General features: G+C 53.5%; 25 protein-coding genes and 1 pseudogene. 23 read left to right on the top strand and 3 right to left on the bottom strand.

Annotation, left to right across the window (positions count from 1 at the left end; all coding sequences use genetic code 11):
- Window positions 1-91 precede the first annotated feature (91 nt).
- Window positions 92-1591, top strand: a pseudogene (locus ACQKE4_RS18435) (IlvD/Edd family dehydratase); the annotation flags it as partial.
- Between the two features lie 30 nt (window positions 1592-1621).
- On the opposite strand, the gene ACQKE4_RS18430 reads toward ACQKE4_RS18435, so the two are convergent.
- On the bottom strand, window positions 1622-2848 hold the full coding sequence (locus ACQKE4_RS18430; protein ID WP_427389741.1) for an ROK family protein: 1227 nt from the start codon (window positions 2846-2848) through the stop codon (window positions 1622-1624).
- 199 nt (window positions 2849-3047) lie between these two features.
- Here ACQKE4_RS18430 and ACQKE4_RS18425 point away from each other — a divergent pair, with 199 nt between their 5' ends.
- From ACQKE4_RS18425 to ACQKE4_RS18345, 17 genes are all read left to right on the top strand, one after another.
- Window positions 3048-4547: a sugar ABC transporter ATP-binding protein gene (locus ACQKE4_RS18425; RefSeq protein WP_427389740.1), complete on the top strand. Its 1500-nt coding sequence runs from the start codon at window positions 3048-3050 to the stop codon at window positions 4545-4547.
- On the top strand, window positions 4540-5565 hold the full coding sequence (locus tag ACQKE4_RS18420; protein WP_427389739.1) for an ABC transporter permease: 1026 nt from the start codon (window positions 4540-4542) through the stop codon (window positions 5563-5565). The genes ACQKE4_RS18425 and ACQKE4_RS18420 overlap by 8 nt, the downstream gene beginning before the upstream one ends.
- 80 nt (window positions 5566-5645) lie before the next feature.
- The gene (locus ACQKE4_RS18415) at window positions 5646-6611 is read left to right on the top strand and encodes a substrate-binding domain-containing protein (protein WP_427389738.1); all 966 of its coding nucleotides are present in this window, start codon (window positions 5646-5648) and stop codon (window positions 6609-6611) included.
- Window positions 6612-6764: 153 nt separating this feature from the next.
- Window positions 6765-7817, top strand: coding sequence for a sugar phosphate isomerase/epimerase family protein (locus ACQKE4_RS18410; RefSeq protein ID WP_427389737.1), 1053 nt, complete (start codon window positions 6765-6767; stop codon window positions 7815-7817).
- A 60-nt stretch (window positions 7818-7877) separates the two neighbouring features.
- Window positions 7878-9041, top strand: a complete 1164-nt coding sequence (locus tag ACQKE4_RS18405; protein WP_427389736.1) for a Gfo/Idh/MocA family protein — start codon at window positions 7878-7880, stop codon at window positions 9039-9041.
- A gap of 57 nt (window positions 9042-9098) precedes the next feature.
- A complete protein-coding gene (locus tag ACQKE4_RS18400; protein WP_427389735.1) occupies window positions 9099-9869 on the top strand; it encodes an SDR family NAD(P)-dependent oxidoreductase in 771 nt (256 codons plus the stop codon).
- Between the two features lie 27 nt (window positions 9870-9896).
- The gene (locus ACQKE4_RS18395) at window positions 9897-10664 is read left to right on the top strand and encodes an aldose 1-epimerase (protein WP_427389734.1); all 768 of its coding nucleotides are present in this window, start codon (window positions 9897-9899) and stop codon (window positions 10662-10664) included.
- Between the two features lie 393 nt (window positions 10665-11057).
- Window positions 11058-11351 (top strand): hypothetical protein, encoded by a 294-nt coding sequence (locus tag ACQKE4_RS18390; protein ID WP_427389733.1) that lies wholly within the window; start codon window positions 11058-11060, stop codon window positions 11349-11351.
- Window positions 11352-11518: 167 nt separating this feature from the next.
- On the top strand, window positions 11519-12628 hold the full coding sequence (locus tag ACQKE4_RS18385; protein WP_427389732.1) for a heparan-alpha-glucosaminide N-acetyltransferase domain-containing protein: 1110 nt from the start codon (window positions 11519-11521) through the stop codon (window positions 12626-12628).
- 30 nt (window positions 12629-12658) lie between these two features.
- Window positions 12659-13786, top strand: a complete 1128-nt coding sequence (locus tag ACQKE4_RS18380; RefSeq protein ID WP_427389731.1) for a serine hydrolase — start codon at window positions 12659-12661, stop codon at window positions 13784-13786.
- Between the two features lie 60 nt (window positions 13787-13846).
- On the top strand, window positions 13847-14125 hold the full coding sequence (locus tag ACQKE4_RS18375) for a peptidylprolyl isomerase (protein ID WP_427389730.1): 279 nt from the start codon (window positions 13847-13849) through the stop codon (window positions 14123-14125).
- Window positions 14126-14189: 64 nt separating this feature from the next.
- Window positions 14190-15131, top strand: coding sequence for an ABC transporter ATP-binding protein (locus ACQKE4_RS18370; RefSeq protein ID WP_427389729.1), 942 nt, complete (start codon window positions 14190-14192; stop codon window positions 15129-15131).
- Window positions 15128-15889, top strand: a complete 762-nt coding sequence (locus ACQKE4_RS18365; RefSeq protein ID WP_290840189.1) for an ABC transporter permease — start codon at window positions 15128-15130, stop codon at window positions 15887-15889. The genes ACQKE4_RS18370 and ACQKE4_RS18365 overlap by 4 nt, the downstream gene beginning before the upstream one ends.
- Before the next feature lie 122 nt (window positions 15890-16011).
- Entirely contained in the window at window positions 16012-17025 is a 1014-nt protein-coding gene (locus tag ACQKE4_RS18360; protein WP_427389728.1) for a nucleoid-associated protein, read from the top strand.
- Between the two features lie 37 nt (window positions 17026-17062).
- Window positions 17063-17527 (top strand): TerB family tellurite resistance protein, encoded by a 465-nt coding sequence (locus ACQKE4_RS18355; protein ID WP_427389727.1) that lies wholly within the window; start codon window positions 17063-17065, stop codon window positions 17525-17527.
- Window positions 17520-18116: an exopolysaccharide biosynthesis protein gene (locus ACQKE4_RS18350; protein ID WP_427389726.1), complete on the top strand. Its 597-nt coding sequence runs from the start codon at window positions 17520-17522 to the stop codon at window positions 18114-18116. Before ACQKE4_RS18355 ends, ACQKE4_RS18350 begins: the two co-directional genes overlap by 8 nt.
- A 45-nt stretch (window positions 18117-18161) precedes the next feature.
- Complete coding sequence (locus ACQKE4_RS18345) at window positions 18162-18734, top strand: YqhA family protein (protein WP_427389725.1); 573 nt, start codon at window positions 18162-18164, stop codon at window positions 18732-18734.
- Window positions 18735-18765: 31 nt separating this feature from the next.
- Here the strand turns inward: ACQKE4_RS18345 and ACQKE4_RS18340 are convergent, their stop codons facing one another.
- Complete coding sequence (locus ACQKE4_RS18340; RefSeq protein ID WP_427389724.1) at window positions 18766-19788, bottom strand: serine hydrolase domain-containing protein; 1023 nt, start codon at window positions 19786-19788, stop codon at window positions 18766-18768.
- A 218-nt stretch (window positions 19789-20006) separates the two neighbouring features.
- On the opposite strand from ACQKE4_RS18340, the gene ACQKE4_RS18335 reads away from it, so the two are divergent.
- The 3 genes from ACQKE4_RS18335 to ACQKE4_RS18325 are packed head-to-tail and all read left to right on the top strand — an operon-like array spanning window position 20007 to window position 20894.
- Window positions 20007-20303 carry a helix-turn-helix domain-containing protein gene (locus ACQKE4_RS18335; RefSeq protein ID WP_427389723.1) on the top strand — a complete coding sequence of 99 codons (297 nt, stop codon included), beginning with the start codon at window positions 20007-20009 and terminating at the stop codon, window positions 20301-20303.
- On the top strand, window positions 20300-20737 hold the full coding sequence (locus ACQKE4_RS18330; protein ID WP_427389722.1) for a HipA N-terminal domain-containing protein: 438 nt from the start codon (window positions 20300-20302) through the stop codon (window positions 20735-20737). The genes ACQKE4_RS18335 and ACQKE4_RS18330 overlap by 4 nt, the downstream gene beginning before the upstream one ends.
- 46 nt (window positions 20738-20783) lie before the next feature.
- Window positions 20784-20894: a hypothetical protein gene (locus ACQKE4_RS18325; RefSeq protein WP_427389721.1), complete on the top strand. Its 111-nt coding sequence runs from the start codon at window positions 20784-20786 to the stop codon at window positions 20892-20894.
- A gap of 340 nt (window positions 20895-21234) precedes the next feature.
- Here ACQKE4_RS18325 and ACQKE4_RS18320 read toward each other — a convergent pair whose 3' ends face one another.
- Window positions 21235-21615, bottom strand: a complete 381-nt coding sequence (locus ACQKE4_RS18320) for a hypothetical protein (protein ID WP_427389720.1) — start codon at window positions 21613-21615, stop codon at window positions 21235-21237.
- A 340-nt stretch (window positions 21616-21955) separates the two neighbouring features.
- On the opposite strand from ACQKE4_RS18320, the gene fliD reads away from it, so the two are divergent.
- Window positions 21956-23311, top strand: a complete 1356-nt coding sequence (gene fliD, locus ACQKE4_RS18315) for a flagellar filament capping protein FliD (protein WP_427389719.1) — start codon at window positions 21956-21958, stop codon at window positions 23309-23311.
- Between the two features lie 109 nt (window positions 23312-23420).
- Complete coding sequence (locus ACQKE4_RS18310; protein ID WP_427389718.1) at window positions 23421-23768, top strand: flagellar cap protein FliD N-terminal domain-containing protein; 348 nt, start codon at window positions 23421-23423, stop codon at window positions 23766-23768.
- The last annotated feature ends 91 nt before the right edge of the window (window positions 23769-23859 follow it).

Genomic DNA, 23859 nt, shown 5'->3' with positions numbered 1-23859 from the left:
GCTTTCTCATGGGGGTAACCTCGTGTGGGCAAATGTGAGGTTACTGTAGGGCGAATGTCAGCCGGGCGGCAGGACGTCTTAGAATGAACGCTTACTCTCCAACGGTGAATCCAACCTGCGACCCACGGCGATGTTTACCCGCAACTTAGCCAGTATGGATGTGGAAGAAGCCATTCGTGGCAACCCGATTGATGCGGTAGTGCTGCTGGTGGGCTGTGACAAAACCACCCCTGCGCTGTTGATGGGCGCGGCGAGCTGCGATATTCCTACCATTGTGGTGACCGGCGGGCCGATGCTCAACGGTAAACACAATGGCAAGGATATTGGCTCCGGTACCGTGGTGTGGCAGCTTTCTGAGCAGGTGAAAGCCGGGGAAATTTCCCTGCATGACTTTATGGCCGCCGAGGCGGGTATGTCCCGCTCCGCGGGTACCTGCAACACCATGGGTACCGCTTCCACCATGGCCTGTATGGCCGAAGCGTTGGGCACCTCGCTGCCCCATAACGCTGCGATTCCTGCGGTGGACTCCCGCCGCTATGTGCTGGCCCATCTCTCCGGCAATCGGATTGTTGAGATGGTTAATGAAGATCTGCGGCTATCTAAAATTCTCACCCACCAAGCCTTCGATAACGCCATTCGTACCAATGCTGCGATCGGCGGTTCCACCAACGCAGTGATTCACCTCAAAGCGATCGCCGGCCGGATCGGTGTTGATCTTGCACTGAACGACTGGAGCCGTGTTGGGCGTGGTACGCCAACGCTGGTGGACCTGCAGCCATCGGGGCGTTATCTGATGGAGGATTTCTACTACGCAGGCGGCCTGCCCGCGGTGTTGAAACGCCTAGGTGACGCCGACCGCCTGCCTTTCAAGGAAGCGCTAACCGTCAACGGCAAAACCCTGTGGGAAAACGTCCAAAACGCGCCACTCTATAACGACGAGGTCATCCGCCCACTGGACAAACCCCTCACCGCGGATGGTGGTATCTGCGTACTTCGCGGCAATCTCGCTCCTAACGGTGCGGTGCTCAAGCCTTCGGCAGCAACGGCGGAACTGATGCAGCATCGCGGAAGGGCGGTAGTGTTTGAAGACTTCGATGACTACAAAGCGCGCATCAATGACCCGGATTTGGACGTTGAAGCTAACGATATTCTGGTCATGAAGCACTGCGGTCCACGGGGGTATCACGGCATGGCGGAGGTAGGCAATATGGGCCTGCCGCCCAAAATCCTCGCCCAGGGTATAACCGATATGGTGCGCATTTCCGATGCCCGCATGAGCGGCACAGCGTATGGCACGGTGGTACTGCACGTGGCCCCGGAAGCCGCCGCTGGTGGCCCGCTGGCAGCGGTGCGCAGCGGTGATTGGATTGAGCTCGACTGTGCCCACGGTCGGCTGCATCTCGATATCAGCGGTGAAGAGCTTGCATCACGGCTTGCCGAAAGTGACCCCACTGCGGCTTCAACGCTCATCGCCAGCCAGGGTGGCTACCGCCAGCTCTATATTGAACACGTACTACAAGCAGACGAAGGCTGTGACTTCGACTTTCTAGTCGGCTGCCGAGGTTCTGATGTGCCGCGTCACTCCCACTAGCCGATTGATCGGCATTAAATGCCTGGCCACCTAGGCTTCACGGGCGGATTGGCTATCCAACAGCGTTGACGCATCGGTGGCGTGTAGCGCCATAGCAATGCCGCCCATGCAGGTCATATCGCGATCCCAGGCGCAGCTTTCGATGCGGGTCGTGCCCATCAGTTCTATGACCAACGCATCATCAATGGCACCGTGCATAGCGGCCTGCATGGCGTTAAAACCGCGCACGCCAGAGCCGGTAACCAGCACCACATCGGGGTTGAACAGCGCCAGCACATTGGCGATGCCGTAGCCGAGTGCACGGCCTGCCTCGGTATAGATGCGCTGAGCCTCTGGCTCGCCCTGTATCGCTAAGTTAGTCAATGCTTGCATCTGCTGTTCTGAGGGGTGAGCGCTGTCGCCAGTAGGCAGCGATAAGTGCTTGGCGGCGGCGCGATAGAGAGCGTAGTCGCTGGCATAGGCTTCGATGCAGCCCCGGCGACCGCAGGCACATAATGCGCCATCCGGCTGGTATTTGCTATGCCCAAACTCAGCCGCTGAGCCATTGGCTCCCAGATAGGGCACACCGTTAATCAGCACCGACATGCCAATACCGTAACCCAACATAATGACCACCAAGTTGGGGCAGTCCGCATAGGCAGGCTGTGCCGCCAGCATGTTGGCAATGCAGTTAGCATCGTTTTCCAAGAGAACGTCACAGTGAAAACGCGCCGCTAAACGATCAGATATGGGGACGTTGCGTAAACCGAGGGCCGGCGACCAGATAATCGACCCGCTCTGAGATGAGACCACGCCTTGCACCGCCAAGCAGATCCCCGCCAAGCGTTGAAAACCTTCCAACTGTTGAGCGCAAATAGCGCTGATTTTCTCTTCAAGCAGTGCTGCCAAGCCGTCCGCCGTCAGCGTTAAGGTGGAGACGCTGTGATGCTCGCTGTGGCGAACTTGCCCTGCAAAATCACCCACAACTACCTGGATCTCATTGATCGATAGCTTGACGCACACCACGCAGGCCGCCTCTGGGGCGAGTTGAATCAAGGTTTTTGGCCGTCCACGACCACTAGGGCGGGGTGTCGCCGGTGGTTGTTCGGCAATCAACCCCTGCTGCAGTAACTCCGCGCTGATAGAGGTAACGGTAGCAGAACTAATGCCGTTCAAGGCGCCTAAGTCAACGCGCGCGACGGGGCCTTGTTCACGCAGAGTACGAATCACTGCCAAGGTGTTGTCGTGGCGGCTGGTGTCAATCGATTGGAAGGCCATTAGTGCATCGCCAGTGTTGATCATCAGAGAAATGGTTGAGTGCCATCATCGCGTGAAAGCCCTTTTTTTGTAAAACGAGACCTAAGTTGTATTTGCAGTTATTTATTTTAGCACCTAAAGTAAATCAAGCATCCCTCTATAGCAATCATGTTGGCAAGCCCCAGACGCATAATAACAACAGTAGGAAATAGGTGGCCTCATGCTCTTATCGGCGCGCAAACTCTGCCGCTCTTTTGGCGAAAACCAAGTGTTATTCGATGTTGACCTCGGCCTGCAGGCAGGCCAGGTGCATGCCCTGCTGGGCGAGAATGGCGCTGGTAAATCGACCCTGGTCAAAATCCTTGGGGGTTATCTTCGTCCCACCTCGGGCGACGTGTTTGTAGATGGCCAACAACAATACTACCGCTCAAGCGGTGAGGCGGAAGCCGACGGTGTGGTCATGATCCATCAGGAGCTGGCGTTAGCTGAACAGCTCAGTGTTGAAGAGAATATATTCCTAGGCCGTGAGCTACGCCGTGGGCTGTTTCTGGATCGGCGGGCAATGCGCGAGCGCAGCCAAACGGCACTGGCTGAACTTGAAACTCGCGCTAGAGTGAAAGACCTCAGCACGTCAGATCAACAAATGGTCGAGATCGCCAAGGCGATCACCCGCGATGTGCGTGTGCTGATTATGGATGAGCCCACCGCGACCCTGACTGAAAACGAAGTAAAGGTGCTGTTCGCGCTGATCGCCCGCTTGCGCCAGCGGGGTGTGGCGATTCTGTATATCTCCCATAAGCTGCGCGAAATTGAACAAATTGCCGATCAGGTCACTGTCTTGCGCGACGGTCATTTAGTTGATAGCGGGCCGATGGCCGGGCGCAGTAAAGAGGAACTGGCGCGATTGATGGTGGGCCGTGAGATCACTGAAATGTACCCACCGCTTACGCTTCTTTCCTCTAATGCGCCAGTGGTGCTGGAGGCGCGTGAGTTTGTGGTGCCAGGCGCCGTCAAGCAGGCCAGCTTTACCCTGCGACGCGGTGAAGTGTTGGGCTTTGGCGGCGTGGTGGGTGCCGGACGAACAGCACTCATTGAAGCGGTGCTAGGGCTGCGTGCAAAAAAATCCGGGCAGGTACTACGCCACGGCCAGCCAGTAGAGCTCCGCCATCTACGCGACGCCGTTCGCCAGCGTATTGCCTACCTAACGGAAGACCGTAAAGGCAAGGGCTTGGTGCTCAATATGGATCTGCGCTCCAACGTTACCCTGCTCAATTTACGCGCTCACTGCCGCCCCCTTATCGACCGCCGCCGGGAAGAGCACGCCTTCCAAGCGGCTATCCAGCGTTTTGATATTCGCCTGCGCACGGCGGCGCGCACCGCGGCTGAACTCTCCGGCGGTAACCAACAGAAGTTGCTGCTCGCCAAAGTGATGTCCATTGACCCTGAGATCGTGATTATCAATGAGCCTACCCGGGGCATTGATGTGGGCACCAAACACCAGATCTATCACTTTATCCATGAGCTTACCGAGGCGGGCCGTTCAGTTATTTTAATCTCTTCAGAGATGAGTGAGCTGATTGGGCTTTCCCATCGGGTGGCGGTGATGTGTGCGGGTGTACTCACCGGGGTGCTTGAAGGTGAGCAAATTAATGAACAAGAAATCATGCAGTACGCATCCGGCATTAAGGGAGTAGGGGTCGATGAGCAGCGTTATGGCTAATAACAAAACAACTAACAAAGCAGCTAACCCAACCACTCAGAAAAAGAGCTTCTCTATAGACCTTAAAACCTGGGGGCCTTTCGTCGCGCTGCTCGCTCTGGCGCTGCTGGGTGTGCTGATTAATCCGGCGTTTCTGGGGCTGGATAATCTCTCGAATATGCTCACCCGCAGCGCCTTTATCGGCATTATCGCTATCGGCGCCACCTTTGTGATTACCGCGGGCGGGTTGGATCTCTCGGTAGGGGCGATGGCCGCCTTTATTGCCGGGGTAATGATTATTCTAATGAATAGCCTCGTCGAGCAGTTCGGCGCGGGTGTCACGACCGTGCTGTTGGGCGTTGGGGCATCGCTACTGCTAGGACTATGCGCTGGCTTTATCAACGGCATCGTAACGACCAAAGGCAAAATCGAGGCGTTTATCGTCACCCTTGGCACCATGGGGATTTACCGCTCACTGGTTACTTATCTGGCCGATGGCGGCACCCTAACCCTGGATTGGGCGGTGCGCGATATCTATCGCCCGGTCTATTACGGTAATTTCCTCGGCATTACCATTCCTATCTGGGTGTTTCTGTTTGTCGCCATTGTTGGCTACATCCTGCTCAACCACACCCGCTTTGGGCGCTACTGCTTTGCCATCGGCTCCAATGAAAAAGTCGCCGAATATAGCGCCATTCATGTGGATCGCATTAAGACCATGACCTACATGCTGCAAGGTGTGTGCGTGGCATTGGCGACGATTATTTATGTGCCGCGGCTGGGCTCTGCATCAGGGGCTACCGGGGTGCTCTGGGAGCTTGAGGCAATTGCTGCGGTGATCATTGGCGGCACCATGCTCAAGGGTGGCCATGGGCGCATTTGGGGCACGGTGGTGGGCGCCATCATGCTGACCATGATTGGCAATATTCTCAATTTAACCGACGCCATCTCTAATTATCTCAACGGAACGGTGCAGGGGATCATCATCATTGTGGCGGTCTACTTACAGCGTGCCTCGTGGAGGAAAGCAGCGCCATAGGGGCAAAGGGAAGCCAGTGCAGTACCAACCAATAAAAGCGACGGCAACATAACAAGTACAAACATGAAAGGAGCATTAACATGCCAACCATCAAAACAGCAGTGGCGACGTTTGCCACCACGGCAGCACTCGCAACAACCATAGGGCTTTCCAGTGCCGCCGTTGCTCAAGAGGTCACCATTGGGGTTTCGATCCCCGCCGCCACCCACGGCTGGACCGGTGGCGTCAATTATCACGCTGAACAAGCAAAACAGCGGCTGGAAGCGCTCTACCCGGATATCACCATCACCATCACAACGGCGGGGACGGCCGGTGAGCAGGCCAATGACCTGGAAGACTTGGTATCGCTGCGCAATATTGATGCCTTAGTCGTGCTGCCGTTTGAATCTGGCCCGCTGACCGATCCAGTCCGCCGTGTTAAAGATTCGGGTGTGTTCGTCACAGTGGTGGATCGTGGTCTGACCGAAGAGGGCATTCAGGACCTTTATGTGGCAGGCAACAACCATGAGCTAGGTCGCGTGTCTGGTGAGTACATCCGTGAGCGCCTCAACGATGCAAGCGACATTGTGGTTCTGCGCGGTATTCCTACGGTTATTGACGATGAGCGAGTGCAAGGATTTCAAGAGGCTATCGAAGGCTCCGAGATCAATATCCTCGATATGCAGCACGCCAACTGGAATCGTGACGATGGCTTTGAAGTGATGCAGGACTACCTGGCGCGTTTCGATAGTATCGATGCCGTTTGGGCACAGGATGACGATATTGCGCTTGGGGTCATTGAAGCAGTACGCCAGGCGGGTCGCGAAGATGAGCTGTTTATTGTTGGCGGCGCGGGCATGAAGGACATTATCAAGCGCGTGATGGACGGCGATGAGCTGGTGCCGGTAGATGTGCTCTACCCACCCGCCATGATCGCCACGGCAATGGATCTCACCGTGCAGCACTTCGTCTCTAATGGCCCAGTGACTGGCGAATATATTTTGGGCTCGCCGCTGATCACTCAGGAGAACGCCGAGCAGTACTACTTCCCCGATTCACCGTTCTGATTGCGGTCTGATTACGTACTGCTCGCAAGTTCTGCTCGCAAGTTCTGATAGCAAGTACTGATAGCAAGTACTGATAGATAGACGCGGGTGAAAAGCAGCACGCTCACCCGCGCCTACTCAAGCACTTCATCGAAACGATATTGAGAGAGTCCTATGCAAACCATCAAAGGGCCAGCGATCTTTCTCGCCCAGTTCGCCAGTGACGAGGCCCCCTTTAATAGTCTTGATAGTATTGCCGCCTGGGCCGCAGGGTTAGGCTATAAGGGCGTACAGATCCCCAGTTGGGATGCGCGCCTGTTCGATTTAAAACGCGCCGCCGAAAGCCGCACCTACTGCGATGAGATCAAAGGCACCCTGTCCGAGCACGGCTTAGCGCTCACCGAACTCTCCACCCATCTACAGGGCCAGTTGGTGGCGGTGCATCCGGCTTATGATGAGATGTTCGATGGCTTTGCGGTGCCCGAAGTACGTGGTAATCCCAAAGCGCGCCAGGCCTGGGCCGTCGAACAGCTAAAGCTGGCCGCTCGGGCATCGCAAAACCTTGGTTTAACTGATCACGGCACCTTTTCTGGGTCGCTGGCGTGGCCGTTTATCTACCCCTGGCCCCAGCGTCCGGCGGGCTTGATCGAAACCGCGTTTGACGAACTAGCCAAACGCTGGCGCCCGATCCTGGATGCCTTTGACGAGGCAGGGGTGAACCTCTGTTACGAAATCCATCCCGGAGAAGACCTCCACGACGGCATTACCTTCGAGATGTTCTTGGAGCGGGTCGGCAACCACCCTCGCTGCCACATCCTGTATGACCCCAGCCACCTGATACTGCAGCAGCTCGACTATCGAGGTTTTCTGGATGTCTATCGCGACCACATTCAAATGTTCCACGTTAAGGACGCCGAGTTTAACCCCAGCCCCAAGCAGGGGGTTTATTCCGGCTATCAGTCATGGACGGATCGCGCTGGCCGCTTTCGCTCGCTTGGCGATGGTCAAATCGACTTTAAGACAATCTTCTCCTGGATGGCGGCCAACGACTACCACGGCTGGGCGGTGCTGGAGTGGGAGTGCTGCTTGAAGCACCCAGAAGTCGGCGCACGAGAAGGCGCGGCCTTTATTCGCGACCACATTATCGAGGTCACCGCGCGGGCGTTTGACGACTTCGCCGACGGCGGCTCCGATCAAGCCGCCAATCGTCGGATTCTCGGTCTTTAATAACGTGTCTCAGCTGATTTAACGCCAGCTGGTTTAAAGAAAGGGGGAGGACAATACGATATGAGCACGCAACATGACACGCCGCGTCGGCTGCGCCTGGGCATGGTCGGCGGCGGCCAGGGAGCCTTTATTGGCGGAGTGCACCGCATCGCCGCACGGCTAGATGACCACTATGAACTGGTCGCCGGGGCCTTTGCTTCAGATCCGGAACGCAGTCAGGCATCCGCTGCAGAGTTACACGTGGCCGCTGATCGCGCCTATCCAGATTACCAAACCATGGCGGAGGCGGAACGCAAGCGCCCAGACGGCATTGATGTCGTCGCGATTGTGACCCCCAACCACGTGCACTTCGATGTGGCGCGCACCTTTCTCGAAGCGGGCTTTCATGTGATCTGCGATAAGCCGATGACGATCACCTTGGAAGAGGCCCAGACACTCGCCGCGCTGGTGGAACGCACCGGGCTTTTCTTCGGCTTAACCCATAACTATTCCGGCTACCCGTTAGTACGCCAAGCACGGGAAATGGTGGCCAGCGGGGAGCTGGGTGAGCTGCGCGTGGTGCAAGTGGAGTACCCGCAAGACTGGCTCTCCACACGCCTGGAAGAGAGCGGCGTTAAGCAGGCCGAGTGGCGCACCGACCCCAAACGCAGCGGCCCGGTGGGCTGTTTAGGCGATATCGGCACCCACGCCTACCACTTGGCGCGCTATGTAACTGGCCTGGAACTGGAATCGCTCGCTGCTGATATGCATACCTTTGTGGAAGGTCGCGCGCTGGATGACAACGTGCATATGCTGCTGCGCTTTCAAGGCGGTGCCCGGGGCATGCTATGGTCGAGCCAGGTTGCGCCTGGCAACGAAAATGGCCTGCAATTACGCGTTTATGGCAGCCGCGGTGGCCTTGCTTGGCGTCAGGAAACCCCCAACCAGTTACTACTCTCACCGCTAGGAGAGCCCACGCGCATCTTAACTCGCAACGGCCCTGGCCTTGGCGAAGCCGCCATGGCGGCTGCGCGAATTCCGGCGGGGCATCCAGAAGGCTACCTTGAAGCCTTCGCACAGCTTTATCGTGATTTCGCCGTGCAAATTCGTGCCCGTCAAAACGGCCAAAATGCCAAGGTATTGGTTGCGCCAACGCCTGGCGTGGCCGACGGTGTCGATGGCCTGACGTTTATTACCCGCGCGTTGGAATCCTCGCAAGCAGGTGGGCAGTGGGTGGATGTTTAGTTGCGTCGAGTAAAGCGAAGGGTTTTTGAAAAACAATAAAACGACGTAGGAATCGATATGAACCAGCCCTCAGCGCGGTATTCGAGCCTTGACCAGCGTGTGGTCTTTATTACCGGCGGCGGCAGCGGCATTGGCGCCTCGCTTACCCGGGCGTTTCATCAGCAGGGCGCACGGGTGGTGTTTGTCGATATCAATGACGCTGCCAGCGAGGCGCTAGTCGCTGAGCTGAGCGTCGAAACCGGTAAGGCTCCTTGCTACCACCACTGCGATATTCGCGATGTTGCCAGCCTGCAGCAAGTTATCGCGGAGACAGGCCAGAGCGTTGGGCCTATTCATGTTCTGGTGAACAATGCCGCCAGCGATGATCGTCATCGTTGGCAGGATGTTGATGTCGCCTATTGGGATGAACGCATGTCGCTCAACCTGCGGCCTATGTTCTTCGCTTCCCAGGCGGCAGCCGAACAGATGATAAAGGCCGGTGGTGGCTCAATCATTAACTTCGGCTCGGTCAGCGTGCAGATGGCACTGGGTGGTTTGCCTGCCTACGTCACCGCCAAGGCGGCGGTTCATGGGCTAACGCGCAGCTTGGCCCGTGATTTGGGGGAGCATAATATTCGCGTTAATACGCTGGTGCCCGGCGCCGTAATGACTGAACGCCAGCTCGAAAAATGGATTGGCCCTGGTGATGAAGCAGAGATTCAAGCCCGCCAGTGCCTTAAACTACGCTTGGAGCCCGAGCACATCGCCCCCGCTGTGCTGTTTCTCGCCAGCGCTGAAAGCCAGACAATTACCGGCCAAGAGCTGGCAGTGGACGCTGGTTGGGCGTAAGACCGTCGCTATCACAGGAAATACGCCTTGAATATTACTCTGGAAAACGCGCAGCTGCGCTTAGTCGTGAACCCAGAAGTGGGAGGCTCAGTAATACGATTTGATGCGTTGACGCAGACAGGCGTTGTGGCGCTTATGCGTCCAGGTAGCGATGATGAGCAAGACCCTAATCAATTGGCGATGTACCCACTGGTGCCGTGGTCAAACCGGATTGCGAAGGGCGGCTTTGAGTGGCGTGGGCAGTATTATTGCTTGGCGGCCAACCTTGAAGGTGAGCCATTGCCCATTCATGGCGATGGTTGGCAGCGCCCCTGGCACGTCATATCGCAACGTCACCACGCTCTACATCTGGAACTGTATTCGAATGAACAGCCGCCTTTTGATTATCGCGCTGAGCTTAGCTATTGCCTGGTAGGTAACTGCTTAGAAGTGGCGCTCAGCGTCACGCATTTAGGCGATAACCCCGCCCCCTACGGGATAGGGTTGCACCCCTGGTTTCCGCGCACTGCCGATACTCGAATCACTGCCCCGGCTAAAGGCGTTTGGGAGGTTGATAAAGCGCAGTTGCCAATCGAATGGCGCCGCCTAGAGCATGAAGAGAACTGGAACTTCAGTCATCGAAAGACCCTGCCTGATGCATTAATCGACAATCTATTTACTGGCTGGGGCGGGCAAGCGCAGCTGGAATGGCCGGAGCGCAGCACGGTACTCACGATTGATACATCGCCACCGATGTCCCGCTATCTGGTTTTTCCCCTAACGCTAAGGCTGATTTTTTCTGTTTTGAGCCGGTAAGCCATACGGTAGATGCCCATCACGACGTTTCACCCTTTGATCAAGGGTTGATCGAGCTTGCTAAAGGACAATCCAGCGCAATGATGTGCCGATTTTCTTATCAATCACTTTAATGTTGCCCCGTTTGCCTGAGCATTTGGGGATCATGTGCCAATTCTAAACAACAAATATCTAGTTTTTATTAGTTAAATCAAAAGGTTGGTGTATGTTTTAAACGCACAAGTGGTTGTTAAGTAATGTCTTTTGCAAAGGGATGGCATGAAGTGGCACGAGGGGTGCAATGACTTAGGTAAGAACGCATCAGGTAGGACGACCTAACGTTCTTAACCTTTAAAGCGAAGACTTACATTTTTACTTCGTTTTAAAAAGTAAAGCCATATAGGAGGCAGTATCATGATGAAGAAGGATTCTCTCAAGAAGCTTGGCATCCTCGGCGTATCATTTGGTTTGATGGCCAGCCCGCTCGCTTTCGCTGAAATGGAAACCAACGACGATTACGAGCCAGCCCCGCAAGAAGAGCCGATGCAAGATGAGCAAGGTTCTTTCAATACCTCTGACGTTGGTCAAGATCAAGACCAAGACTTCGATACTGAGTACGAAGAAGAAGAGGAAGAATTCACTTACGAGGAAGAGGAAGAAGAGCAGGATGATTGGGAGACTGAAGAAGACGGTGATACCGACTGGTAAGTTCCCCCTGCTAAAGGACTAACTACTTCTCTGGCTCAAGGATGAGCCACGAAATGCCCCGCCAATTGCGGGGCATTTTTGCGTGTGCGCGATAGTATGATCAACGGAAGCGAATGCTATGATTTGATCAATGGATTTAACGACTACGCCCACGCAAGGATGGATACATGCTCTTAAAATGGACAGAAACTCCTCAACTTCCCAAGGCCGAAGGCCGCATAGAAGCTATAGATTTAGCCCGTGGCCTAGCGATTGGTTTGATGATTGTAAGCCACGCGGTGAGTGGGCTAGTGGGGATTCGTAATGTGCCTGATTGGGGTATGGTGCCTATCCATTTCTTGACCAAATTCTCCTCGTCACTGTTTATTTTGGTCTTCGGCATCGCATTAGCGGTCGCCTTTCTCTCACATGCGCAAAGCGAGGATTGGCCTAAGCGCAGGTTAAAATTATGGCTTCGGGCGCTTGAAGTGTGGTTTTGGTACAAAGCGCTCACTATTGTTGAAATGCTTCCTTACTATCCGCCCAGTGAAATTGTCGATGCGCTGCTTTATGGGCGTTTTGCCATTTGGGTCGAAATTCTAGGTTTTTACGCTATAGCCCTGTTATGGGTACCGCTTATTTTGCCGCTATGGGCGCGGGCGCCGCTTTGGAGCCGTCTAACCACTATTGTCGGATTAACGGCATTAACGGTGTGGTTGCAAAGCCTTACCTTCGGCGGTAACGACATTTTGAAAGCCCTACTGGTGGACCACGAAGACCATTACACCTGGGGGCAGATCAGCCGTGCACCGCTGATTTTAATCGGCCTTCTCATTGGTGAAGCGATGCTACGCTGCTACTTTCACGCTGACACTAAACGCCGGTTGGTGCTTATTTTGTTGGGCATTGGTGCGCTGATGGTCGCTGGGTTTTACGGGCTCGCTTTTGCCAGCGGTGATGTGGATGCGGCAATGTTGGCGGTGGCCAATAATGTGGGTAAACACCCGCCAGGGCTGCAGTTTATGCTGTTTAGTTTGGGTGGCGCGATGATATTACTTGCGCTCGCCTTAGCGGGTGGTGCGAAAGCAGCTAAAGCATTAATTCCGCTCACCATTGTGGGCTCAGATGCCCTTAAAGCGTTTATTTTCCATATTGTGATGATTTTCCTAGTGCTGCGTTTTCTATGGGAAGTCCAAAACATCATCAGTTATCCACAGGCGCTGGGCATTGGTGGCTTGTTGATACTTGGCGCAGCGGCGTGGATTTGGCTAACTCGCTGGATGGCTCAGCACCGTTAAATACGCTCAATAATTTTTGGAGTTTATAGTTTGCGACACTGGATACAACGCGGGCTTATAGCGGTAGCGCTGCTTATTACGCTACCCGCTCAGGCGGATGGGTACGAGACAAATTGGTACTATGAGGTAGATAAACAGAGCGCTTGGCAGGGCGATTTAACGGCTCGTTTACAGGCCATAGAAGAGGCCTTCGGCGGCGAGCTGGGCGTTTATGTACAAAATCTTATTAGCGGTGAAGCTTACTCCTGGCGTGCAGATGATCCATGGTATTGGGCGTCACTGGTTAAAGTGCCGGTGGCAGCCCAGGTGCTCGCCGAGCGCCAAGCCGGCACGCTTACGCTAGATGAGCGGTTGACGCTTTCACGCAGTGACTTTGTGGATGGTGCGGGGCCAACCAACTGGCATGACCCCGGAACACCCATCTCTATTCGTTACTTGATGGAGCAAATGATTACCGTCAGCGATAACACCGCCTCCGATATGCTGATTGATCGGGTGGGGCTTGAGGCGGTTAATGAGCGCACCCGCCGCATGATAGCCGCAAGTGGCGGAGATCCTTCTGAGGTTGGCCCTATTTCAAAGCTAGTTGGCGTACGTCAGGGCGTTTACGGCCAGCTCCACCCAGATGCTCGTAGCCTTGGTGGAATGGATTTTATCGCCTTGCGTCAGCACCCCGTGAGCCAGCGCGGCCAGGCATTAGCACGCGCATTGGGGGTTAGCGCGGACACTTTTACGCAGCCCGACTATGACCGCGCCTTTGATGCCTACGAAGCCACTGGCGAGAATGTGGGTACGCTAAGCGCCTATGGCGATCTGTTGGCTAGCCTGCAACCTGTTCACCAAGATGGTGCCAAAAGTGATTTGGATGCCGAGCATCGACAAATGCTACTCGATGTTATGCGGCGAACCAGTTCCGGTAAGCAGCGTCTTAAGGCGGGTATGGGAGAAGGTATCAGCTTTGCTCATAAAACAGGTACTCAGCAGCGGCGCAGTTGCGATGCAGGGATTGCCGAGCGGGTTAACGTCGATTCCGATACCTTAGGCGCTTGGGTCATTGTGACCTGCACTCGCGGCCCCGCTGCTTTAAGCGCTCATGAACGCGCAATGGCCAGTATAGGTGAAGCCTTACGCTATAGCGGAGCCCTAGGTAAGCCGTGATAAACTATTGGCCCTTTTGAAGTTAAACCCCCGATAAATAAATTCAGTCAGGAGAAATTTATGACACGCGCCAGCGCCCGCCACATTTTGGTCAGCAGCGAAGAGCAGTGCCTAGCACTTAAGAAAGAGATCGAAAATGGCAGCGAGTTCGCCGCCGTTGCCAAACAGCACTCCAGCTGCCCCTCTAGCCGTCAAGGCGGCGATCTGGGCAGCTTTGGCCCCGGCCAAATGGTACCTGAATTCGACAAAGTCGTGTTCAGTGGTGAAGTAGGTCAGGTACACGGCCCGGTAAAAACCCAGTTTGGTTACCACCTGCTTGAAATTACCGAACGCACTTAATTCCGGCTAGAAAGAAAGGCCGTCAAGCACCGCAGCTATTAAGCTGCGGTGTCAGGAGTACGCCTTGAACGACCCCATTATTGTCATTAACGGACTGAATAAAACCTATGAGGGTGGCTTTCAGGCGTTAACTCATATTGATTTAACCATTCAACGCGGCGAGATATTTGCCCTGCTTGGCCCCAACGGGGCGGGTAAAACCACGTTGATCAGTGTGGTCTGTGGCTTGGTCAACCCTACCGCTGGCCATGTGCTGGTAGACGGGTTTGATAATATTACCCACTACCGCCAGGCACGGGAGCGGATTGGGTTAGTGCCCCAAGAGCTGACCAACGAAGCGTTTGAAACGGTCTGGAACACGGTCAGTTTTAGTCGCGGACTATTTGGCAAAGCCCCTAATCCTGCGCATATCGAAAAAGTGCTTAAGTCACTGACGCTTTGGGATAAGCGCCACAACCGCTTAATGACGCTCTCGGGCGGGATGAAACGCCGCGTTTTAATCGCCAAGGCGCTTTCCCATGAACCGCGCATCCTGTTTCTGGATGAACCCACCGCCGGGGTGGATGTTGAGCTACGCCGGGAAATGTGGGAAGTAGTACGCCAACTGCGTGATAACGGCGTGACCATTATTCTCACGACCCACTATATCGAAGAAGCGGAAGAGATGGCCGACCGTATCGGTGTCATCAATCGCGGTGAGCTGGTATTGGTAGAAGAGAAGGCCGCATTGATGAGTAAGTTGGGTAGTAAGCAGTTAACGCTCAACCTACACACCGCTTTAGCGGGGCTGCCAAACAGCCTGCAACGCTTTGATCTTAGCCTGGCAGCGGAGGGGTATGAGTTGGTGTATACCTACGACGGTAGCCAGGAAGAGGACGGGCACGGCATCTCAGCGCTGTTAACCGCCCTTGAGCAAGAAGGTATTACCTTTAAAGATCTGCATACCCGGCAAAGCTCGCTGGAGGATATCTTCGTCGACCTCGTTAACCCTAAGGAGCGTGCATGAACCTACATCCTGTTCGTGCCATTTATATGGCGGAAATGGCCCGCACGCGCCGCACGTTACTGCAAAGTATCGTCTCGCCGGTTATCTCCACATCGCTCTACTTTGTCGTGTTTGGCGCGGCCATTGGCTCCCGCATTAGCGAAATCAACGGCGTCAGTTACGGTGCTTTTATTGTGCCAGGGCTGATTATGCTGATGCTGCTTACCCAAAGCGTCTCGAATGCCTCCTTCGGCATCTTCTTTCCCAAGTTTTCCGGCAGCATTTACGAACTGCTTTCGGCGCCTATCTCGCACTTGGAGATTGTGATTGGTTATGTAGGCGCGGCGGCTTCGAAGTCGATTCTGCTGGGGCTAATTATTTTGGCCACCTCAGGCTTGTTTGTGCCGCTGGAAATCGCCCATCCGTTTTGGATGCTGACGTTCCTGGTGCTCACGGCCGTCACCTTTAGTCTGCTCGGTTTTATCATTGGCATTTGGGCCGATGGCTTTGACCGGCTGCAACTGGTGCCGCTATTGGTGATTACCCCGCTGACTTTTTTGGGCGGTAGTTTTTACTCCATTGATATGCTGCCGCCGTTTTGGCAAACCGTCACGTTAGCCAACCCCGTGGTGTACTTAGTGAGCGGTTTTCGCTGGAGTTTTTACGGGATCAGTGATGTTAGTCTAGCGGCAAGTGTGGGCATGATTATGCTGTTCTTGGTGGCATGTTTGGCCACCATCGGCTGGATTTTCCGTACCGGCTATCGCCTCAAACCATAATCGGTACGTAACTCGTTATTCACCATTCACCATTCACCATTCACCATTCACCATTCACCATTCACCATTCACCATTCACCATTCACCATTCACCATTTACCAAGGGACGCTAGCAGACGCTTATGCCACTACTGCAAAGTATTGTGCACCGCCTTGATCCAACGCTTGACGGTGAGCGCTTAACCCTAACTGCCGCGCCAAATTCAGATCAGGCGGCGCCCAACGACGACCCGGTGATGGCGAGCCTAGTCGGTACACTGAACGACACCTACAACACCAAACCCAAAGGTTGGGGGCGCTTTGCCGAAGAGGGCGAGCAGGCCGGGCCGTTAGCCATGTGGTTGCGCGACTATATGGCCGGTGACAAGAGTTTTGTTGAGCTGTCAGTCGCCCTCGCCGAACGGCTAGCCAAACAGCTTCAAGAGCAGCTGTCAGTGAGTGGTTACTTAGTGATCAGCCACCAACGCCAGGGTGATACCGAAACTCTATTCATCGCGTTAGTACACCAGCGGGAAGGCATTGGGATTAATGCCGAGCACCACGCGGTGCCAGCGGCCCAGCTCAATGCCAATCAGCTTACGCTGGCCGCACGTATCAATCTTACCCAGTGGCAAAGCGATGCGCCGAACGCCCAGTACGTTACGTTCTTAAAAGATCGCGGCGGTAAAAAACTCGCCGAAGGGCTGGTGGCGTTGCTGGGCATGGAGGAGGGCATTGATTCCCCTGCGGAAACCCGCACGCTGCTTAAAGCGTTTAGCGACTATGTCGAGAAAGAGGATTTCGATGACGAAGTGAGTCGCGAAAAAACCGACACACTCGTCGATTACGCTAATGAACAGTTGCGCCGTGGCGAGCCGATGACCCTGGAAGAGCTTTCGGGGCTAGTTAACGAACAGCAGCCCAAAGCGTTTTACGAGCATATCCGTAACGCCGATTACGGGCTATCGCCAGAGATTCCCCCGGATAAGCGCACTTTGAGTCAGTTTCGCCGTTTTACCGGGCGTGCGGGTGGCGTATCGATTAGCTTTGATTCACACCTGCTCGGCTCAAGCATTGAATACGACGCCGCCCAGGATCGCCTGATTATCAAGCAAGTGCCTAAGCAGTTAAGAGAGCAGCTTACCAAAAAGGATTAAGGCAAGGTCGACGCTGACGCTACTAAGGAGAACACCTATGCTGGATGCTATTAGCCAATTTTTTCAACGCTCGCTGGCCAAGCCAGAGCAGCGTGAAAATCAAACGCTGACGCTGGAGCTGGCGACCGCAGCGCTGCTGTGTGAAGTCATGCGTGCTGACTACGACTCAAGTGATGCCGAGCGCACTGCGCTAAGCCAAATGTTGATGTCTCGTTACCATTTAAGCGAAAACGCGGTGAAAGAGCTTATGGCGATGGCCGAGTCAGAAGTAGAAGACGCTGTCGATCACTACCAGTTTGTAAGTCTGATTAAAGAGCACTACCACTACAACCAGCGCTGCGAGCTGGTGGCGCTAATGTGGCAGCTGGCCTGGGCTGATAAAAGCATTGATCCCTTAGAAGAGCACCGCATTCGTCGTTTGGCGGATCTGTTACATGTCAGCCACAGCGATTTTATTCGTACCAAGCTACAGGCAGAGGAGCGTCGCGCTGCCGATGAATAATGCCAATGATGACGCCTCAAGCATGACTGATTTAATTGACGCCATGGAACAGATGGAGCGTGAAGACCCCAAGGTAAGCGTCGACGATATTGTTGAAGCGGTAGGGCGCCGCTCTTTTGGCCCATTGCTGTTAGTGGCCGGGTTAATCACTCTGGCGCCGGTGATTGGCGATATACCGGGTATGCCCACGCTGATGGCGGTACTCGTGCTACTCGTTTCTAGTCAGCTATTAGCAGGGCGTAAGACGTTCTGGTTGCCCCAATGGCTATTGCGTCGTTCAGTATCCCGTAAAGGGTTTGACAAAGCGCTTCGCTGGTTTAAAAAACCGGCTAAATGGATAGATGGTTTACTGGGCGTGCGCTTAGCGTGGATGACAGGCTACATAGGTATTCGCGCTACGGCCCTGGCCTGTTTGCTGGTGGCAGTGGCTATGCCGCCGATGGAGTTTATTCCCTTTACCGCCAATGGTGCGGGGCTGGCTCTCACCCTGTTCGGCTTGGGACTCGTTGCGCGGGATGGCTTAGTGCTCGCGTTAGGTTTTTTGCTGACCGCGGTGACGTTTGCTGTGGTTTTAATAAATCTGTTGTAGTCTCGCCGCTATTAACAACTAGCTTGCTGGAACAGGAAATACATTATGTCAGAACCTTTACCGCCCACACCGCCGCCACTGTCTTCCGATAAACCCGAGCAACAAAGCGTTTGGGAGCGGCGAATTGAAACGGCCCTATGGAATTCACGCTTCTTGGTGATGCTTGCGGTGGTGCCCAGCCTGCTGGGCTCTTTAATGCTGTTTATCGTCGGTACCGTGGATATTTTGAAAGTGGTTCGCGATGTAATGAGTTACTACCTGTTCGGAGGTGTGCAAGATATTCACGACAGCTTAGTCCCCGACATTATTATTGCAGTCGATATTTACCTGATCGCCATCGTGTTGCTGATTTTCGGCTTAGGCGTTTACCGACTGTTTGTGTCGCGGATTGATCAGGCGGAAGAGAGTAGCCTTCGTCACCCCTTCAACGTTGCCTCGCTGGATCAACTTAAAGACAAAATCGCCCGTGTTGTGATCCTAGCGGTCATTATTGAATTCTTCCGTGCGGTGGTGGATATCCGTTTTTCCACCCCGCTGGAAGCTATCTACTTAGCGATTTCGGTGCTTGCCCTTGCAGCAGCACTCTACTTAATGAGTCTTGGTCACAAAGGCGAATAAGCGTCAGTACAACCGCGACGAAGGCGAATTTTTATTCATCGTTTGATGATAAAAGCCCGGCCACCAATCTATTCAACTCCTGTTGAAACTGCCCGCCAGGAGAAGGTGGGTTGGGGTCTGAGGTGATCACCACTGTCATCTCCCGCTCAGGAATGACATACAGTGCCTGACCGCCGAAGCCACGCCCGTAGTACACCGCTTCTCCGGCTAGCTGGGTAATAAACCAGCCATAGCCGTAGCCATCACCGGTCCACCGTGATGAGCCACGCGGCTGCCATGATTCGGCTACCCAGCCTTCTGGCAGTACACGCTGGCTTTTTCCAGAATCATCAAACACCAGGCCATCATTACGGTACAGCTCGCCAACTTCAATCAATGCCCGGGGCGAAAGCTGCATATCATTCCCACCAAAATAGATGCCCTGTGGGTCGCGTAACCATGGTGGAATGTTGATATTGAGTGGCTCACCTAACAAACGCTGGGCAAGCGCATAGGTGGTCTCGCCGCTGGCATGGGTGAGCGCTGCTGAAAGCAGGTGGCTGGTGCCGGTTGAATAGAGCATTTGCCCGCCGGGTTCGTCCACAAAGGGGCGCGTTAAGGCATCGTTCACCCAATTGGAACTCGCCACCCAGGCACTGTAGTTGCCGCCGGAGGTGCGCTCTAGCCCCGCCTGCTGGGCGAGTAAATGCGCAACGGTAATGTTACCCACCTGAGGGGCAGTGCCGTTAGGCAGGTTAGTACCAAATAGCTCCACCATCGGCTGCTCTGCCGATTCGATAATGCCCGCTTCAATAGCCGCGCCGGTAATCGCCGCTAACACCGTTTTAGACAGTGACTTGATATTAGTGGGTGACGCCACCCCAGGGCCGCCTTGATGATACTCGTGGATAATCTCACCATCATGAGCCACTACCACCGCATGCACCCGATCAAGCTCAGAAGTGGCGCTGTTGAGCGCTGAAAATGCCTCAGATGAAGGCGCATTTGCTGCCACATCAGCAGTATGAAACAGCGATATAACAGCACATGACATAAGCAAAACAGTAGCGCGCATTGCAGTACCTTGAGGATGAGTGACAAGGGTTCGAGGGTTGGATGCCGAGGAGGTTCCGCAGAACGAACTCCAGATAACAGCCAAGTTTGTTGGCTCTATGTACAGTATTAATCTTAATGCCTTTGGATTTATTGGTATTTAATAGACCATATTTGAGCTTATATAGGATTATATTTGCTATAATAGTCCATAAATGAGCTTTTATTATAGGCGTCACGATGGCCCTGACCCACTCCTTACTTGCCCCGGGTGAGCTGACCCAAAAGATCGGTGCTAATGCCCGGGAAGCACGCCTTTCGCAGAACCTGTCTCGCAAATCCCTGGCATTAATGGCGGGTGTTTCTGAGTCAACCATTAAACGGTTCGAGTCCAATGGGCAAATTACCCTCGAAGCGCTGGTACTTATTGCCACGGCCCTAGGGGCTACACGCCAACTTGCAGAGCTTTTCATGCAGGAGCGCCCCATATCGCTTGAAGCAATTAAACAAGTAGAACGAACCCGGGGGCGAAAATGAAACGGATCAACACGTTAGAGGTGCTGCTTGATGGCGTGCCTGTTGGGGAGATGGTCGCGAATCGGCAAGGTATCTATTTCGCCTATTACCCGCAGTGGGTAGCGCAAGGTTTTAACCTCTCGCCACTCAATATGGATTTCACCACGCAACCTCAGCAGGCAGCAGACCCCGTCCTTTTCGAAGGTCTACCCGGAGCATTCGCTGACTCACTCCCGGACGGATGGGGCATGCTGCTTATGGATCGCTATTTTCTTGCCAAGCATGCTAAAGACCGAAGAGATATTTCACCCCTTGACCGGCTGGCTTATATGGCTGACAGAGGTATGGGGGCATTGGAGTATCGTCCGGTCATTGAGCGTGTTACTGATGATGATCGTATCGACTTGGCTGAGCTTTATCAGGAGTCCCACGTAGTTTACGAAGGAGATACATGATGACCATGCGAAGAACTTTGCGTTCCTGCACGATCAGGGGCGATGGGTGCTGGCACCAGCTTATGATTTGACCTATGCCCCTGTAAGAAGATACGCAGATGAACACACCACCTCTTTCAGCGGAGCCGGCTTAGCTACCTCAGCGGGCCTTCGATGAGAGCCGCAAGCGCCTCGATTAATATTAACGACGCGGATGAGCGGATACAGATATTTTTTGATCGAGGATTTCCACCGGCATCAAGCAAAGTAGAAAAAAACCTGCTAGGCTGGAGGTGTTGCATGAAAGGTAAGCAAGCCTTTGATTTCCCCTGAAACGCAAATAAGCAAGGAGCGCCCTATGCGTAATATTATCTACATCGTTGGTCTTATCGTGGTTGTTTTATTCATTCTTTCGATGCTCGGCCTGCGCTAAGCACAAGAAAAAAAGCCCAGTAAAAACCGTTCGTGGGTGTCACCTACGAGCGGTTTTTTTATATGTCATTTTTAACTAATGCAGATCAGGCGCAGTCAGCAGCGCCTTGGCCAAACATATCAAACATCAATTCACGGCCCAGGCTGGTCAATACAAAGCGGCCATATTCATTGAACGTGGCGGCCCCGCTAGCTTCCATCACCTGCTGGCAAGTGGACCAAGTAGGGCTGGCAGCGCCAAGCGCAAGCAATTCACGGCGTGTCAAGCCACGCTGAGTAAGCGTAATGGATTCGAGCACATGCCCGTGGTCGTAAAGTAATTCAGCGGCAATGGATAAACACTGGCGAAGGCTACGTTGAACGGTGGCAGCAATTGATAGCCCCTGGGTAGAGCCCTGGAAGGTTTGTGGGGCGCGTTCAGTAAGCTCGGAAGGTATAGATTTTGGAGGCATAAGTTCTGGAGGCATCGTACGTTCTCCTGCAATTAGCACCAAGATGGGCTTGTTGCAGCGCATTATAAACCAAGGTCGTTGTTAGACCAAGGTCTATAATAAATTCAGACGAGATTACGTTGGATTGTCATCAAATAGTTTTATTTTGAGTGCTGCATATTAAGCGAGGGATAATGGAAACGGCAGGTGTGGCGGAACTAAATGTACTTTTTGTAACATTTTGACACGTAATAAAAGCGATAAATATTTAAGTTAAATGTTAAGTGGTCGATAGTTTTTAATAACCACGATTAAGAGTTTTCGAATGAACAGCGTAAGCATCAACATGAAGACGCTATAAAAAGGACAGTACAGCATGGCTACCATTTCATCACTTGGCGTTGGCTCCGGCCTAGATCTTAATGGTCTGCTTGATCAGCTTGAAGAGGCAGAACGCAGTAAGCTCCAGCCCATTCAGCAGCAGATCAGAACCCAAGAAACCAAAATTTCTGGCTATGGTCAGTTTCAGAGTGCGCTCTCACAGTTCCAAGATGCCGCAAAGGCGCTTAATAACCCGGAACTTTTTGATAGCGTAGCCACTGATGTTCAAGGTGATGCAGTGTTGGCCGCGTCCTCATCGGAAGCACGCCCAGGCCGTTATGATATTGAAGTCACCCAATTAGCTACAGCGGGTAATGTAGCGTCCGGGCTTGTTAATGACCCTTCGGCCGAGCTGGCTGATACTGCATCAACGGTAGTGCTTAGTTTTGCTGGCCGTGAAGATGTTTCCATTGCAATGGAAGCGAACAGCAGCTTGGAAGATGTGCGTGACGCGATCAATGCGGATGCTGAAGCAGGTGTTTCAGCCTCTATCATTTTTGATGGAACCGACTATCGTTTGGCTCTTAGCTCAACCGAAACGGGTGAAGATGCCTCGATCACAGGGTTGAGTATCACTAGTAACGCAACCGGTGGGGCAACGTTACTGGAAAATGAGATTGCCAACGCTGGTCAGGATGCGATGTTTAGCGTGAATGGTATTCCCATCACTAGCGCCACTAATCAGGTAGAAGAAGCCATTGAAGGAGTCACACTAAGCTTGCAGGAAGCAGGCGGTGCGACGAGTACAATTACCGTTCAGCGTGATGAAAGCACTGTTCGCGAAGCGATTACTGATTTTGTTGATGCCTATAATGAGCTTAAATCGACTATTGGTACGCTGACTGCTTTCGATGTTGCCAGTGAAACATCGGGTGCGCTCAATGGTGAATCCGCAGTACGCAGTGTTGAGAATACGCTTCGCAACGTGTTGTCAGCAGGCGGTGCAGGCGGTGATTTATCGATGTTAGCCGATCTGGGTATATCGCTAACGCGTACCGGTACGCTAAGTATTGATGATGACAAGCTAGATACCGTGATTGCTAGTGACCGTGGTGAGCTAGCTGCATTTTTCACAGGCGGTGAAGAAGGAGTGGGCTTAGCTGGTAATCTTGAAGCCTCTATTGGCCAAATGGTAGGCGCCAACGGCTTGATCACCAGTGCAATTACTAGCGCGGAAAATAGTATCGAAAGTCTTAATGATCGTTTTCTCCGGGTTGAAGCCACTATCGACAGCACCATTTCACGTTATAGAACCCAGTTTGGTCAACTGGACTTGATGATTTCCCAAATGAATCAAATGTCAGACTACCTAACGCAGCAATTCAATGTCTTTAATGCACAAACTTCATAACGTGATCCCCTAGCAACAGAAAAATTAAAGAATGGGTGTTTGCGGCCGATAATCTAAACCATGGACTTTTCTTTTGGTTTAGCCTTATTTGCTGAGGAAGCACCCAGTTATGGCGACGATAACCTCTCTAGGTGTAGGCTCCGGCCTCGACCTAAACAGCTTGCTTGATCAGCTTCGTTCGGCAGAACGCCAGAAGCTGACTCCCATCACACAGCAAAAAAATCTCCAGCAAACTAAAATTTCGGCGTTTGGCCGTTTGCAATCTGCGCTTGGTCGCTTTCAGGAATCGGTAGTGGCATTAAACGATGCCAAGCTGTTTTCCAGCCAGAAAAGCACCTCTAGCAATGAAGGCGTAAAAGTAACGACGACCAGCAATGCTAATTCAGGGCGCTTTGAAATTAACGTTACCCAGCTTGCAAGAGCGGGTAGCGTAGCGTCTAACAGCGTTGCTATGTAAGCGTTCATTCCAAGACGTAGTTGACCTACTTCACGTCCCGGAGAGGTCTCAATAACTCCGGCGAGACCTTGTACTGCTTCCTGCCATCCTC

This window comes from Halomonas sp. NPDC076908 (genome assembly GCF_050269715.1).
Taxonomy (GTDB): domain Bacteria; phylum Pseudomonadota; class Gammaproteobacteria; order Pseudomonadales; family Halomonadaceae; genus Vreelandella.
This window is presented reverse-complemented; position numbering and strand designations above follow the sequence as displayed.

Coding starts and splice junctions, on each gene's coding strand:
- ACQKE4_RS18420 (WP_427389739.1), top strand. CDS start 4,540: ATGGCTAATAACAAAACAACTAACAAAGCAGCTAACCCAACCACTCAG.
- ACQKE4_RS18335 (WP_427389723.1), top strand. CDS start 20,007: ATGGCCCTGACCCACTCCTTACTTGCCCCGGGTGAGCTGACCCAAAAG.
- fliD (WP_427389719.1), top strand. CDS start 21,956: ATGGCTACCATTTCATCACTTGGCGTTGGCTCCGGCCTAGATCTTAAT.
- ACQKE4_RS18350 (WP_427389726.1), top strand. CDS start 17,520: ATGAATAATGCCAATGATGACGCCTCAAGCATGACTGATTTAATTGAC.
- ACQKE4_RS18360 (WP_427389728.1), top strand. CDS start 16,012: ATGCCACTACTGCAAAGTATTGTGCACCGCCTTGATCCAACGCTTGAC.
- ACQKE4_RS18430 (WP_427389741.1), bottom strand. CDS start 2,848: ATGGCCTTCCAATCGATTGACACCAGCCGCCACGACAACACCTTGGCA.
- ACQKE4_RS18400 (WP_427389735.1), top strand. CDS start 9,099: ATGAACCAGCCCTCAGCGCGGTATTCGAGCCTTGACCAGCGTGTGGTC.
- ACQKE4_RS18415 (WP_427389738.1), top strand. CDS start 5,646: ATGCCAACCATCAAAACAGCAGTGGCGACGTTTGCCACCACGGCAGCA.
- ACQKE4_RS18385 (WP_427389732.1), top strand. CDS start 11,519: ATGCTCTTAAAATGGACAGAAACTCCTCAACTTCCCAAGGCCGAAGGC.
- ACQKE4_RS18410 (WP_427389737.1), top strand. CDS start 6,765: ATGCAAACCATCAAAGGGCCAGCGATCTTTCTCGCCCAGTTCGCCAGT.
- ACQKE4_RS18330 (WP_427389722.1), top strand. CDS start 20,300: ATGAAACGGATCAACACGTTAGAGGTGCTGCTTGATGGCGTGCCTGTT.
- ACQKE4_RS18340 (WP_427389724.1), bottom strand. CDS start 19,788: ATGCGCGCTACTGTTTTGCTTATGTCATGTGCTGTTATATCGCTGTTT.
- ACQKE4_RS18365 (WP_290840189.1), top strand. CDS start 15,128: ATGAACCTACATCCTGTTCGTGCCATTTATATGGCGGAAATGGCCCGC.
- ACQKE4_RS18310 (WP_427389718.1), top strand. CDS start 23,421: ATGGCGACGATAACCTCTCTAGGTGTAGGCTCCGGCCTCGACCTAAAC.
- ACQKE4_RS18355 (WP_427389727.1), top strand. CDS start 17,063: ATGCTGGATGCTATTAGCCAATTTTTTCAACGCTCGCTGGCCAAGCCA.
- ACQKE4_RS18345 (WP_427389725.1), top strand. CDS start 18,162: ATGTCAGAACCTTTACCGCCCACACCGCCGCCACTGTCTTCCGATAAA.
- ACQKE4_RS18390 (WP_427389733.1), top strand. CDS start 11,058: ATGATGAAGAAGGATTCTCTCAAGAAGCTTGGCATCCTCGGCGTATCA.
- ACQKE4_RS18375 (WP_427389730.1), top strand. CDS start 13,847: ATGACACGCGCCAGCGCCCGCCACATTTTGGTCAGCAGCGAAGAGCAG.
- ACQKE4_RS18320 (WP_427389720.1), bottom strand. CDS start 21,615: ATGCCTCCAGAACTTATGCCTCCAAAATCTATACCTTCCGAGCTTACT.
- ACQKE4_RS18425 (WP_427389740.1), top strand. CDS start 3,048: ATGCTCTTATCGGCGCGCAAACTCTGCCGCTCTTTTGGCGAAAACCAA.
- ACQKE4_RS18405 (WP_427389736.1), top strand. CDS start 7,878: ATGAGCACGCAACATGACACGCCGCGTCGGCTGCGCCTGGGCATGGTC.